At 65.7% G+C, this 12,875-nt stretch carries 13 protein-coding genes and 1 pseudogene; 6 read left to right on the top strand and 8 right to left on the bottom strand.

What is annotated here, in order from left to right; genetic code table 11:
- Positions 1-156 precede the first annotated feature (156 nt).
- From AC1Z3O_RS10230 to AC1Z3O_RS10220, 3 genes are all read left to right on the top strand, one after another.
- Complete coding sequence (locus tag AC1Z3O_RS10230; RefSeq protein WP_483515612.1) at positions 157-774, top strand: hypothetical protein; 618 nt, start codon at positions 157-159, stop codon at positions 772-774.
- Complete coding sequence (gene guaA / locus AC1Z3O_RS10225) at positions 749-2,368, top strand: glutamine-hydrolyzing GMP synthase (protein ID WP_483515611.1); 1,620 nt, start codon at positions 749-751, stop codon at positions 2,366-2,368. Before AC1Z3O_RS10230 ends, guaA begins: the two co-directional genes overlap by 26 nt.
- Before the next feature lie 334 nt (positions 2,369-2,702).
- The gene (locus AC1Z3O_RS10220; protein WP_483515610.1) at positions 2,703-3,221 is read left to right on the top strand and encodes a hypothetical protein; all 519 of its coding nucleotides are present in this window, start codon (positions 2,703-2,705) and stop codon (positions 3,219-3,221) included.
- 70 nt (positions 3,222-3,291) lie between these two features.
- Here AC1Z3O_RS10220 and AC1Z3O_RS10215 read toward each other — a convergent pair whose 3' ends face one another.
- Together AC1Z3O_RS10215 and AC1Z3O_RS10210 are read right to left on the bottom strand one after the other, a co-directional pair.
- Positions 3,292-3,960 carry a phosphatase PAP2 family protein gene (locus AC1Z3O_RS10215; RefSeq protein ID WP_483515609.1) on the bottom strand — a complete coding sequence of 223 codons (669 nt, stop codon included), beginning with the start codon at positions 3,958-3,960 and terminating at the stop codon, positions 3,292-3,294.
- 48 nt (positions 3,961-4,008) lie between these two features.
- Positions 4,009-4,362 carry a helix-turn-helix transcriptional regulator gene (locus tag AC1Z3O_RS10210; RefSeq protein WP_483515608.1) on the bottom strand — a complete coding sequence of 118 codons (354 nt, stop codon included), beginning with the start codon at positions 4,360-4,362 and terminating at the stop codon, positions 4,009-4,011.
- Between the two features lie 125 nt (positions 4,363-4,487).
- On the opposite strand from AC1Z3O_RS10210, the gene waaC reads away from it, so the two are divergent.
- Positions 4,488-5,486, top strand: coding sequence for a lipopolysaccharide heptosyltransferase I (gene waaC / locus AC1Z3O_RS10205; RefSeq protein ID WP_483515607.1), 999 nt, complete (start codon positions 4,488-4,490; stop codon positions 5,484-5,486).
- Positions 5,487-5,595: 109 nt separating this feature from the next.
- On the opposite strand, the pseudogene AC1Z3O_RS10200 reads toward waaC, so the two are convergent.
- Positions 5,596-5,727, bottom strand: a pseudogene (locus AC1Z3O_RS10200) (ArsR family transcriptional regulator); the annotation flags it as partial.
- A 262-nt stretch (positions 5,728-5,989) separates the two neighbouring features.
- Between AC1Z3O_RS10200 and AC1Z3O_RS10195 the strand changes: the two are divergent.
- Entirely contained in the window at positions 5,990-7,189 is a 1,200-nt protein-coding gene (locus tag AC1Z3O_RS10195; RefSeq protein WP_483515606.1) for an MFS transporter, read from the top strand.
- A gap of 102 nt (positions 7,190-7,291) precedes the next feature.
- Here the strand turns inward: AC1Z3O_RS10195 and phnE are convergent, their stop codons facing one another.
- The 5 genes from phnE to senB all read right to left on the bottom strand — a co-directional run bounded on the left by phnE (position 7,292) and on the right by senB (position 11,680).
- Positions 7,292-8,086, bottom strand: a complete 795-nt coding sequence (gene phnE, locus AC1Z3O_RS10190) for a phosphonate ABC transporter, permease protein PhnE (RefSeq protein WP_483515605.1) — start codon at positions 8,084-8,086, stop codon at positions 7,292-7,294.
- A 3-nt stretch (positions 8,087-8,089) separates the two neighbouring features.
- A complete protein-coding gene (locus tag AC1Z3O_RS10185; RefSeq protein ID WP_483515604.1) occupies positions 8,090-8,911 on the bottom strand; it encodes a PhnE/PtxC family ABC transporter permease in 822 nt (273 codons plus the stop codon).
- Positions 8,908-9,729 carry a phosphonate ABC transporter ATP-binding protein gene (locus AC1Z3O_RS10180; RefSeq protein ID WP_483515603.1) on the bottom strand — a complete coding sequence of 274 codons (822 nt, stop codon included), beginning with the start codon at positions 9,727-9,729 and terminating at the stop codon, positions 8,908-8,910. Before AC1Z3O_RS10180 ends, AC1Z3O_RS10185 begins: the two co-directional genes overlap by 4 nt.
- On the bottom strand, positions 9,726-10,601 hold the full coding sequence (locus AC1Z3O_RS10175; RefSeq protein WP_483515602.1) for a putative selenate ABC transporter substrate-binding protein: 876 nt from the start codon (positions 10,599-10,601) through the stop codon (positions 9,726-9,728). Before AC1Z3O_RS10175 ends, AC1Z3O_RS10180 begins: the two co-directional genes overlap by 4 nt.
- 80 nt (positions 10,602-10,681) lie before the next feature.
- Positions 10,682-11,680 (bottom strand): selenoneine biosynthesis selenosugar synthase SenB, encoded by a 999-nt coding sequence (gene senB / locus AC1Z3O_RS10170; RefSeq protein ID WP_483515601.1) that lies wholly within the window; start codon positions 11,678-11,680, stop codon positions 10,682-10,684.
- On the opposite strand from senB, the gene senA reads away from it, so the two are divergent.
- Positions 11,616-12,875: a selenoneine synthase SenA gene (gene senA, locus AC1Z3O_RS10165; RefSeq protein WP_483515600.1), complete on the top strand. Its 1,260-nt coding sequence runs from the start codon at positions 11,616-11,618 to the stop codon at positions 12,873-12,875. The two genes, senB and senA, sit on opposite strands and share 65 nt — an antisense overlap.

Here is a 12,875-nt window from a genome sequence, read left to right as displayed (position 1 = left end):
GGCGGTATCCGGCCGGCACCCGCGCGAAGCGGTCCCGGTCGGCGCCGCGCAGGCGCACGGGCACGCGGGCAGTTCCGGCCGCCGCCCGGCGTCCGGTATTGCCACCCGGGTTGCAGTACACCGGGCCCGCCCAGGAAACCAAGCGGAGGACTTGTGATGAAGGTGTTGCTGCGAGGGGTGCTGTTTCTCGATGCCCTGCTCGATGTGCTGCTAGGCCTGGTGCTGCTGCTATCTCCCTCGGCCACGCTCTACAGCGCCCTCCAGTTGCCGCAACCCCAGCCGGCCTTCTTTGGCCAGTTGCTCGGTGTCGCCCTGATCGGGCTGGCCTGGCTGCTGTGGCAGGCCACGGTCAACGGGCAGCTGACGGTAGCGGTGGCGCGCACGGTCGGCCAGGTCAACCTGGCGAGCGCGGTGATCATCGCCGTCTGGACCCTGCTCCTCGACGTCCCGCTGCAGCCGGCCGGCAAGATCTGGCTGCTTGCGCTGGCGGTGGTGCTGGCCTTCTTCGCGGTGGTGCAGATTCCCGCGGCCAAGAAGGTGCGGCTGCGCGAGCGGGAGCAGCGCGAGCTAGGCAAGGAAGCGCAGTCCGCCAAGGATTCCGGCAAGAACATCAACGGCGCGCCTGCCGCGCGCCAGACGCAGACATACGAACCCCGGCGCGAGCCGGTCATCACGCCGCCGCCAGGCTACGGCCCGGGCACCGAGGTGACGACCGACAGCGTCCCAGAAGATACGCCACCGGCCAATCATGCACGACAAAATCCTCATCCTTGATTTCGGCTCGCAGGTTACGCAGCTGATCGCACGCCGCGTCCGCGAAGCGCACGTTTACTGCGAGATTCATCCGAACGACGTGTCGGACGAGTTCGTGCGCCAGTACAACCCGAAGGGCATCATCCTTTCCGGCAGCCACGCCAGCACCTATGAAGACCACCAGCTGCGCGCGCCGCAGGCGGTGTGGGATCTCGGCGTGCCCGTGCTCGGCATCTGCTACGGCATGCAGACCATGGCCGTACAGCTGGGCGGCAAGGTGGAGTGGAGCGACCAGCGCGAGTTCGGCTACGCCGAGATGCGCGCGCACGGCCACACCGCGCTGCTCAAGGATATCCAGGACTTCGCCACGCCCGAGGGCCACGGCATGCTCAAGGTCTGGATGAGCCACGGCGACAAGGTCACTGCGCTGCCGGAAGGCTTCAAGCTGATGGCCTCCACGCCGAGCTGCCCGATTGCAGGCATGGCCGACGAAGCGCGCGGCTACTACGGCGTGCAGTTCCACCCGGAAGTCACTCACACGGCCAAGGGTCGCGAGCTGATCGAGCGCTTCGTGCTCGGCATCGCCGGCGCCCGCGCCGACTGGGTGATGCGCGACCACATCGCCGAAGCCGTGGCCAAGATCCGCGAGCAGGTGGGCGACGAGGAAGTGATCCTGGGCCTGTCCGGCGGCGTGGACTCCTCCGTCGCTGCGGCGCTGATCCATCGCGCCATCGGCGACCAGCTCACCTGCGTCTTCGTCGACCATGGCCTGCTGCGTCTGGACGAAGGCAAGATGGTGATGGACATGTTCGCCGGCCGCTTGCACGCCAAGGTCGTGCACATCGATGCCTCCGAGCAGTTCCTCGGCCACCTGGCCGGCGTGACCGATCCCGAGCAGAAGCGCAAGATCATCGGCCGTGAATTCGTCGAGGTGTTCCAGGCCGAGGCCAAGAAGCTGAGCAATGCCAAATGGCTGGCGCAGGGCACGATCTACCCGGACGTGGTGGAATCGGGCGGCACCAAGACCAAGAAGGCCACCACCATCAAGAGCCACCACAACGTCGGCGGCCTGCCCGAGACGCTGGGCCTGAAGCTGCTCGAGCCGCTGCGCGACCTGTTCAAGGACGAAGTGCGCGAACTCGGCGTGGAACTGGGCCTGCCCCCGGAGATGGTCTACCGCCACCCCTTCCCGGGCCCGGGCCTGGGCGTGCGCATTCTGGGCGAGGTCAAGCGCGAGTACGCCGAGCTGCTGCGCCGCGCCGACGCCATCTTCATCGAGGAACTGCGCAAGACGATCGCCACCGAGCAGGACGCCGCCGCCGGCCTGTGCGAGCCGCAGCAAGTAGGCAAGAGCTGGTACGACCTGACCAGCCAGGCCTTCGCCGTCTTCCTGCCGGTCAAGTCGGTCGGTGTGATGGGCGACGGCCGTACCTACGACTACGTGGTGGCGCTGCGCGCGGTACAGACCACGGACTTCATGACCGCGCACTGGGCGCACCTGCCGTATGCGCTGCTGGGCCGTGCTTCGAACCGCATCATCAATGAAGTGCGGGGCCTGAACCGCGTCGTGTATGACGTGTCGGGCAAGCCGCCGGCGACGATCGAGTGGGAGTGATTTGGTAACCTTCTCTAGCTATCGCTAGCTATTGAAAATCACCCGGAAACCCGCGCAGTTGCGCGGGTTTTTGCTTTTGTGCGCCCAGCATGGGCGCACTCTTGTGGGTCGGGTGGTGTGGCAGGGGCGCAGCCTGTTGGCTGCCCCCTATGCCGATTTGGCTTCCCCCGATGCCTTCCAGCTTCGGCTACGGAGGGACGGGCTATCGTCGGATACCTAGTCGCGCCCTCTCAGGCGGTTAAGTTGGGGAAGGAATACCCCGCTGAAGCGGAGTTTAAGCGTGACCAGAACATTCCGTATTGCGATTTGGGTTCCACAACACCATTGAAGGGAAATGCAGCTAGCTCAATTCGCAAAGGACGTAGTCCGCATTATTGGCATACTCGGAGGCGGCGCGGCGCTTCTCTTTGGACTAGGAGTCGCAGTTCTCGTTAGTGTGCCTGGTGGGATTGCCATCGGCGTAGTCGTAGTTGGATGTGCACTGGTCTGGTGGATCGTGTCCTGGGAGCGGAAGGAATATCTGGCTTACGTTGCCAAGCTGAACCGTGAGACAGGCTTCAATTTTGCCGAGGGCTTCGGAAGCCGCTTTACAACGATGCGAATCGATCCAGATGCAAGAAAGCTGGCGCTGATGACGAACGGCGGCGCGAAGCACGTTCTGTTTGATTTTTCAGAGATCGATGATTGGCAACTACGGTGGACGGAAGTCTCGGGCAACGTTTCGCTGACTTACCGCGACATGCATTTGAGTTTCCGCACAACGCGCCTTGAAATGCCAGTCTTCATTGTGCCAATGAGCGGAAAGGCAAACGGAGAAGCATGGAGCCAGAAACTCCGTATTCTGCTCTCCTAGTGGTTAGCTGTTGATGGTTTTGGGGCCGCCTGCTGGCGGCCTTTTTCATGCCTGCCTCGCGCGGGTTTTTTCACATCCGATCCGTGACTCGAATTGCTCCTGTGGCTCGTCCGTTGGTGATAAGGGCGCGCAATTGGTTGCGCTGGTAGGGGCGGTCGCGCCCGGACAGGTAGGCTGCCATGCTTTCGACCAAGCGATGCGAGGCGCCAGTGGCGGCACGCAGCGGCGGCGCATGCAGCATGGTTAGGGCGAGTAGTGCGGCGGCCAGCGGCGCCACACTCCGCGGTAGCACATCGCGACCGGACCAGATCAGGAAGGCCACGCTGGCGAGCAGCCCCAAGGCCAGCCCAGACACAACCTCGGATGGCGAGTGCGCGTGCAAGACCAGGCGCGACCAGCCAATCAGCAGTGCCAGGCCGATGCCGCAGACTGCGGTGAACCGTGCCAGGCCAGGGCGCGAAGTCGGTATGCACAGATAGAGCAGCACTGGTAGAACGACCGCAGACATCGCGCTATGGCCGGAGAAGCCAGTGAAGTCGAGCGCGGGAATGCCAACGCCCCATCCCATGAAGGCAAGCTTGGATATAAGGGTTAGGCCCGCAGTAACGGCGACGACCACTAGCCATCGCAGGGCGTTGCCTTGCGCGCGGTGGTAGCAGAGGCACAGCGCGATCATGATCGCGCTGGGCAATAGATAGGTGCTCTCACCCAAACAGGTGACAAGATTCCAGAATTGCATGAGGCCGGGATGGCGCTAAGCGGTTTGAGAAGGCGCAACATACCACGGTCACGAGTCGTGCCTGTGGTGTACCCATCCTAGCTCGAATTGCTCCCCACCCCGTAGCATTCCCTTCAACCCACAGCAGCGCAGGGTCAGGTTGAGGCGACGCGGGAACTCACTGCGGCGCTCCATTGCGTAGATTGTCGTCTCGGCCAAGGGAGCGATCTGCCGCAGTTCTTGACGGCGGATGGTGCGCCGGAAGCGAGGGGGGCTCAGCTTCGGAAACTGCAGTAGTTCGTCGCGGGCGTCCGAGCCGGGCAGGGGCGACGGTAGGGGGCGTGGAGAGAAGTGACTCCTCAGCCGCTGATGAAGTGGCGCGACGAGCCCAAAGTCAAGTGCGAACCTGCCGTGGCAGTGCACATTCGCGGAAAATCGTTCTGGCGGTCTTCCGGCATGCGTAAAATCGCTGTGACCGTGACCTGCAAGGGCTTCCTGCCCGGCCGTCGCCCCGCTAACCTCGCTTGCCAGGTAGTGCCAGTCATCCGATGAAACGCATCCTCATCGTCAAGATCACCTCGCTCGGCGACATGGTATTCACGCAGCCGCTGGTGGCAGACCTCAAGCGCGCGTTCCCCGGCGTGCGTATCGATTGGATCGCGGATGAATACTGCGCAGAGGTGCCGCGCTGGAATGCCGATATCGATCGCGTGATCAGTCCGCCCTTGCGACGTTACAAGCAGATGCGCCAGTGGTCGGACCTGCGCGCCATCTTCCGCGCGCTACGCGAGCTGCGCAGGGAAAAATACGATGTGGTCATCGACGTTCACGGGGTATACAAAAGCGCCATCGTGACCTTCCTGGCGCGGGCACGGCACCGCTTCGGCTTCCCGACCAACGAGCTGGGTGAGCGCGGCGCGGCGTTCGCCTATACCGACATCTTCGACCCAAGCGCTGCGCCCCACCTCGTTACGGCGAGGCACCGCATCCGGCTTTGCGTCAGCAAGGCGCTCGGCTACCCGCTACATGCCGATCCCGACTACGGCCTGCGCGTTCCGCCGGGCCTGCCCGCCTTTGCCGCCGGCCGCCCGTTCGCCGTGATGTTCCATGGCACTTCGTGCGAGACCAAGAAGTGGCCGCGCGAGAACTGGGTCGGCGTGGGCCGCGAACTGAGCGGCCGTGGACTGCGGCTGCTGATAGCGTGGGGTTCCCAGGCCGAGCGTGAAGAAGCCGAGGCGATTGTCGCCGGCATTCCGGGCGCGATGCTGGCGCCACGCACGTCCGTGACCGACTGGGCCCGTGTGGTCAATCACGCAACCCTGGTGATCGGCACGGATACCGGCCTGGTCCATATCGCTGACGCCCTCAGACGGCCCGCCGTGATGATTTTCACGCGCACCTCGCGCGAGCATTTCGGTATCGACGCACCGGGTCGCTCCGTTTCGCTGGGCGGCCACGGCGTGGTTCCCAGCGTCAGCGAGGTGATCGACGCCATCGACTCGGTTCAGCCTAGCGTGAGCCCAGCGTGCCAGGCGGTTGCCGCCTAGGCTGTCGCCGCCGGCAAATGCCCGGTAGGCGCGGTATGCGCGGTCGCAGAAATACGTCTCGCCGGATGGACAGGGGCTGCGGCGGCCTTTTCGCGGAATGCGGCGCGGCTCAGGTGGTTTCGACGGCAAAGCCTGCCGCCTTCCACTCGGGAAAGCCGTCCTCCAGGCGGCGGATCCGATAGCCTTTGGCGCGCGGGGCGGCCACGGCTTCGCTGGACAGAAGGCAATAAGTCCCTCGGCACTAGCCACTGGGCGATGAGTCCGAGCAACTCGAGGCGATGTTCATGGTCCATCGCCTTCGCGATCTCGGCCAGGTTCTCGTGAATCACGCGCCTGGGATTTGTGCTTGACATGAGCAGTTCTTCACTTAATCATTCTATCATTCGTTGGAATGATGGATGAATAACACGGAGCCTGCGAGCCAGGATAGGTACGCCGATCGCGTGGACTTCAACGGGCATGCGGGGCACGCGGAGGCTCAACAAAGAACCAAAAGGACTTCAATGCTGAAGAACACCATGCACCGCCAGGTGCTGATCCTGGCAAGCGCGCAGGCCCTGTTCCAGATCGTCTCCGTCATGGTCATGACCGTCGGCGGGTTGGCAGGCGGTCAGATGGCGGAGTCTCCGCGCTGGGCCACCTTGCCCGTCGCCACGATGTTTCTGGGGACGGCGATCATGATGTTCCCGGCCTCGATGTGGATGGCTCGAGTCGGTCGCCGCGCCGGCTTCCTGTGCGGCACCTTCCTGGGAGTGGCCGGTGGCCTTGTGTCCGCCTTCGGCATCTCCAGCGCTTCGCTTCCGACGCTTGCGTTCGGCACCTTCCTCGTCGGCAACTATCAGGCGTTCGCCCAGTTCTACCGCTTCGCGGCCAGCGAGGTAGCCGACGAGGCGTTCCGTCCGCGTGCGATCTCACTGGTCATGGCTGGTGGTGTGGTCGCTGCACTGGCCGGCCCCACGCTGGCACGGCTCGGCGGCGCTCTCCTGCGGCCCGAGTACCTGGGCTCGTTCCTGATCTTGGCCGTCGTGTCGCTGCTTGCCACGGGCGTCCTGCTGGGCCTGCAGGCCCCGGCGCCGGCGCCCGCCGCGACCGAACACGGCAAGGGGCGGCCGTGGCAGGAGATCGTCGCGCAGCCCGCTTACCTGGTCGCGCTGTTCGGCGCCGCCACGGGCTACGGCATCATGATTCTGGCGATGACCGCCACGCCGATCGCGATGCTCCATCACGATCACGTGCTCGGCACCGCTGCTACCGTCATCCAGCTTCACGTGCTGGGCATGTTCCTGCCGTCGTTCTTCACCGGCTCGTTGATCGCCCGCTTCGGCGTGCTGCGCATCATGTTGACAGGGGTGGTGCTGTTCGTCGGCCACGTCCTGATGACCTTGACCGGCACGGGCTTCGGCTCGTTCGCAGGTGCGCTGATCCTGCTCGGCGTGGGTTGGAACTTCATGTACATCGGCGGCACGACGCTGCTGACCAGCACCTACACCCCGGCCGAGAAGGCGCGGGCGCAGGCCATCAACGACATGACGATCTTCGCCATCGGGCTGGCGTGCTCGTTCAGCGCAGGCGGCCTGCTCGAAGCCTTCGGCTGGCAAACGATGAACCTTGCGCTCCTTCCCTGGCTTGCGCTGGCCGCAGCGTCGCTGGTATGGCTTGGCGTGAATCGGCGCACGCAGTTGAGTGAGAGCGGGGCGAGATGAAGATGCCCGCGTGTACAGGCCAGGCGACACGAGTCCGTTCGACCGCCGCCGCTGCCGGCTGACCAGAACCCCGGGCCGGACATGAGACGGCGCATGCTACCTTCAATTCGCCACCGCGCCCTCGCGGCGCAGAAGGGCGCTGGTGGTGTCGACAAGCGCGGCCAGTACGAGCATGGCGAAGATCACCGTGCAAGCCTGCGGCAGATGGAAGAGAGAGAGCTCGTAATACAGCATTTGCCCGAGCCCGCCGGCGCCGACGAAGCCCAGGATTGCCGCCATGCGGATGTTCGTTTCCCAGCGGTACAGGCTGTAGGAGAGGAACTGCGGACGCACGCAGGGCAGCGTGCCATAGACGAAGGCCAGCGCGGGCGGGGTCCCGGCTTCGGCCAGCGCGCGTGCGGGTGCGACCGGCGCATTCTCCAGCGCTTCGGCGAACAGGCGGCCCAGCACGCCAGCGGTATGCAGCGCCAGCGCAAGGGTGCCGGCGAACGGGCCGAGGCCTGTGGCAAGCACGGTCAGGGTCGCCCACACAAGTTCGGGGATCGAGCGCAGCAGGTTCAACAGGAAGCGCGCCAGCGCGCGCGGCGCCGTGCCATACAGGCCGGAAGCCGGCAGCGCCAGGGCGAAGCCGAGGATTGCGGCGCATAGTGTGCCGACGGCGGAGACCGCGAAGGTTTCCAGCATGCTGCTGCCCGTCCGGACGAGGAAGGCGGGCGACAGCTCGGGTGGAAAGAAGGACAGCAGGAAGCGCAGCATCTGGCCGGCCGCGTCGGCGGAGAAGAGCCGGCCGAGATCGAGCGACAGATAGGCGAAACTGAGCGAGATCGCGACGGCGACGGCGATCATGGTGAGCAGGCAGCTCAGGCAGATCTGGACGGCTTTGGCTTGGTTCGCCATGGTTCAGGCCAGTAGTTTGCGCAGCCGGGCGCTGAGCGCGTCCGCCAGCAGGACCAGCAGCAGGAAGACCAGCAGGATGGTCGCGGTCTGGCCGCCATCGAGCATCTTCATGGCCTGATCCATCAGCTGGCCGAGCCCGCCGGCACCGACGAAGCCCATGACCACCGAGGCGCGCACCGCGCACTCCCAGCGATAGACGGTGTACGACACCAGCTCCTGGGCCGCATTCGGCAGCAGCCCGTAGAACAGCGCCGGCAGGCGCCCGCTGCCGCCGACGAGCAGCGCGTCCACCGCGCGCTTGTCGCCGGACTCGAGGATTTCCGCATAGACCTTTGCCAGCATGCCGCCGTAGGTGACCGCCAGGGCCAGCACGCCGGCCGTTGCGCCCAGGCCCAAGGCGCGCACGAAGAGCAGCGCCCACACCAGTTCCGGCACCCCACGCAGCAGCAGCACCAGGCCACGTATGCCGACGCGCAATGCCGAACGCACCTTGTGCCCGCGGCCGGGACCGATGCGGGAGACCGAGAGGCTGCCGGTCATCGCCGCGGCCAGCGGTGCGGCAACGACGAAGGCCAGGGCGATGCCCGCGGTGGCGATCGCGAGCGTCTCCAGCGTTGCCTTGGCGAGATAGCCGAGAAACTCCGCCGAGACATCCGGCGGGAAGAAATTGCGCAGAAAGCCGCCCATCACCTTCAGGTTGCCGGGCTCGAACAAGGACGCCGGGCGAAACTGCGACAGCCTCAACAGGGGCCACAGCAGCACGAACGCCAGAAGCAGGCCGCCGGCCCGCCGCAGCACTTGCGGATCGCGAGGATGGGCGATCATCGGCAAGCGGCCCTGGGCCGGGCGCCGCCAGGCGCGACAAGGGGAAGGTCCTCCTTGCCCTGCACCGGCGGCGACTCGCTCTCGGAGGCGTAGAGCTCGCGCAGCAGCGCGTCGCTGACTCTCTCTGCCGGCAGATCGAACGCGATCTCGCCGGACTTCAGGCCGACGATGCGGGGAAACCAGCGCAGCGCAAGATCCACCGCATGCAGGCTGGCGACCAGCGTCACGGAGCGCGTAGCGGCCTCCCGGCATAGTTCGCCCAGGGCGAGATTGGCCAGGGCGGGATCCATTGCCGAGACCGGCTCATCCGCCAGGATCAGCTCCGGGCTCTGGTACAGCACGCGCGCGATACCCACACGCTGTAGCTGGCCGCCTGACAACTGGTCGCAGCGGTCGAACAGGCGGTCGGCCAGCTCGAGGCGGGCGAGCTGCTCGCTGGCGCCGGCAATGTCCGCCGGGTAGATCAGCGAGAGAAGCGATTTCCAGCCAGGCCAGACGCCGAGGCGGCCGGCAAGGATGGCGGTAACCACGCGCTGGCGCGGCGGCATCGGCGGCACCTGGTGCACCATGCCGATGCGGCAGCGCAACTTCCGCAGGCCCGCTGCGGACAGCGCCCAGGGGCTGCGCCCCAGAACCTCGACACGACCCTCGCCTGGACGCAGCGACGTTGCCAGCAAGCGCAGCATGGTGGTCTTGCCGGCGCCCGACGGCCCGATCAGGGCGATGCGCTCGCCGCTGGCCGCCGACAAGGCGATCTGGCTGAGCGCCCGCTGCCCGTTGGCGTAGCTGACGCTGGTGGCGTCGAGTCGGAAACTCACTTGATCAGGCCTGCTGCGCGGGCCGCAGCCTCGATGCCGTTGTAATTTTCCGGCGTGGTGGGGATGTATTTGACGGTCCGCTGCAATGCCATGATCTGGCGCTGCTCGGGGTTGCTCGGATCGAGGCGGAGAAATGCCTCGGTCAGTGTCTTGCGCAAGGCCGGGTCGAGCCCGCCGCGCACGGTCCAGTTGTAGTCGTGGTAGGGCGGCGTGACGGCAAACACGCGGACCTTGGCAGGATCCACCTTGTGCTGCTCCACCAGCTTGTCCCAGACCGAGGCATTGAGCACGCCGGCGTCGGCCCTGCCGGCCTGGACGAAGGCAGCCGTCGCATCGTGCGCGCCTGAATAAGCGATGGTCTTGAAGTCCTTGTCCGGATTGATGCCGGCCTGCAGCAGGAAGTAGCGCGGCATCAGGTGGCCGGAAGTCGAGGACGGGGCGCCGAAAACGAATGTGCGGCCCTTGAGATCGGACAGGGACTTGATCTTGGGATCGGCGGTAATGAACTTGCTGGTGAACGCCGCATCTTCCTGCCGCTGGACGATGGGTATGGTGGCGCCGTTCGTCCGGATCTTGCTTTGCACGTAGGTAAAGCCGCCCAGCCAGGCCATGTCGATCTTGCCGGTCGCCAGCGACTCGACCACCGCAGCGTAGTCCGTGACCGGCACGAACTCCACCTTCATCCCGGTTTCCTTCTCCAGATACTTGCCGAGCGGCGCGAACTTGCGCTGCAGTTCGGTCGGCGCTTCATCGGGGATGGCGGAGACTCTCAGGACGGCTTGCGTCGCCTGTGCGGACGGGAGACAGGCAAGACCGAGCAGGACAACTGCTGCGAGGCGCTGGAGCCTGCGTGTGATGTTGTTGAGGAGCATGGCTGGCAATCTCGGGAGTCGGGTGTATGAAGCGGGTAACGGATGCCTGTGCTGGCGAGTGCCACAGCGAAGGCCCGCGATTATGTCGTTTGCAGGACTTCGGCGACAAGTTTAATCACTTCCGCGTGCTCTCGCGCCGGGGCGAACAGCGGCGCCCGGATCGCGCACTGCTGCCGCAGGCGTTCGAGGAAAGCCGCATCGCGGCTGGCGCGCTCGAGCAACAGCGCAAGCTGCGCGGCGTCGCCTGGCGGGAAGTAGCCGTCGTAGTCCCTGCCCAGCATGCCGACGTTACCCGGGACGCGGCTGGCCAGCACCGGCACGCCGCTCGTGACGGCCTCAATGATCACATTGGCCCCGCCTTCCATCACGCTGGAGATGACCATGACTTGCGCTTGCCCGATGCGTCGCCGCGTTTCGGCATGGGGCAGGTTCTCCAGCCAGACATAGCGCCGCACCCCTGGCCAGTCCTGTGCCTGCAGTGCCTGTGCCGCCCGCAGGTACTCGTCGTCCAGCGCGCTGCCGATGTGGGTCAGGCGCACTCGCGAATCGTCGGGAAGCAGGGCGAGGGCGCGCATCGGCGTCAGCGGGTCCTTCTCCGCCCGCATATGGCCAACCAGCACGACCTCAAAGAGGGCGTCCTGAGGCACCGTTGTCGAGTGGAATGCCGGAGCGGACTGGTAGATCACCCGGCACTTTGCGCGCTGCGCCGCGGAAAGCTCGGCCGGCCCCTCGTCCTGCAGCACCACCAGGTGGGTCGCGAGTTCGAGGGAGCGCTGGGCGCAGGCATCGCTGCGGATGTCGCGGTACAGATCGGTGCCGGTCAGCACCACCACCAGCGGGCGTTCCGGGCAGGCCTCGGCAAAGCGGGCGATGGAAGCGGCGGAGCGGCGGGCGTGCAGGGCGATCAGGCACGCCGGTGGGGAGCCAACCTGGCTGTCCGCCGTCCATTCCGCGGCCAGCATGACCTGGTAGTCCTTCTGCAGGAAGCGGGACCAGCGATGGGCGGTTTGCCAATTGCCATTGTTGGCTTTGCGCAGCGCCGGGCTGATAATCGCAACGGTGGCCTTGGGAGGATGCATGACGATCGGGTCTGAGGGGTTTGCAGCAAGAAGGATAAATAAGTTTGGGCTGCGCGCGGCATTTTCCGACTCGCACCGGCGCACCTGGGCCATCCTCGAGAACCTGTCGCCGTTCCAATGGCAGGTCCGCTACGATCCGGGAATCAACCCGCCCTTGTGGGAGTATGCCCACGTCGCGTGGTTCACGGAGCACTGGGTGCTGAGGGCGCCGCGTCCTGGCCAGGACGGCCGCCTGACCGCCACCCTGCCTTCGATGCTGGCGGACGCCGATCGCCTGTTCGATTCCATGCGCGTGGCGCACCAGGATCGCTGGCATCTTGCGCTGCCCCCGCTCGCCAAGGTGCGCGACTATGTCTCAGCCGTCCTGGAACGCGTTCTCGCCGCGCTCGCCTCTTCGGAAGACACCGACGAGGCCCTCTATTTCTTCCGGCTCGCCTTGTTCCACGAGGACATGCACGCCGAAGCGCTGACCTATATGCGCCAGACCCTCGACTACTCGACGCATGTCCCGCTCGGCATACCCGCCGTCCGGCCGGGCGCCGGATCGAAACAGGTGGGGGGCGAAACCTTCCTGATGGGATCGCCGGCCGGTGGCGGCTTCGTCTTCGACAACGAGAAGTGGGCGCATCCGGTCCGGGTCCCGCCTTTCCAGATCGACGTGGAGTGCGTCGGCAATGCCGCCTTCGCGGAATTCGTGGCGGACGGCGGCTACCGCGACCGGCAGTGGTGGTCCGAGGCCGGCCTCGCCTGGCTGCAGCAGAGCGGGCTCGCCCATCCGGCGCGCTGGCGCGCGGCCGACGGCATCCCGAGTCAGTGGGAATGGCGCTGGTTCGGCCAGTGGGTGCCGCTGCCGCTCGACAGGCCGGTGTGCCACGTCAATGCTTACGAGGCGGAGGCCTATTGCCGCTGGGCCGGCAAGCGCCTACCGACGGAAGCCGAATGGGAGTACGCGGCAACCCATGGCTTGATCCATTGGGGCGGCGCGGTGTGGGAGTGGACAGCCGATCCGTTCGAGCCCTATGCGGGATTCTCGCCCGACCCTTACCAGGAATATTCAGCACCCTGGTTCGGCGCACATCGTTCGGTACGCGGTGGATCACTCGCCACGCGCAGCCGCATGCAGCATCCTCGCTACCGGAATTTCTACCTGCCTCACCGCAACGACCTGTTCGTCGGATTCCGCTGCTGCGATTAA

It is taken from the genome of Cupriavidus sp. 09_S30, from assembly GCF_056930435.1.
The sequence above is the reverse complement of the archived record's forward strand: the minus strand, read 5'-3'. Positions and strand labels throughout refer to the sequence as shown.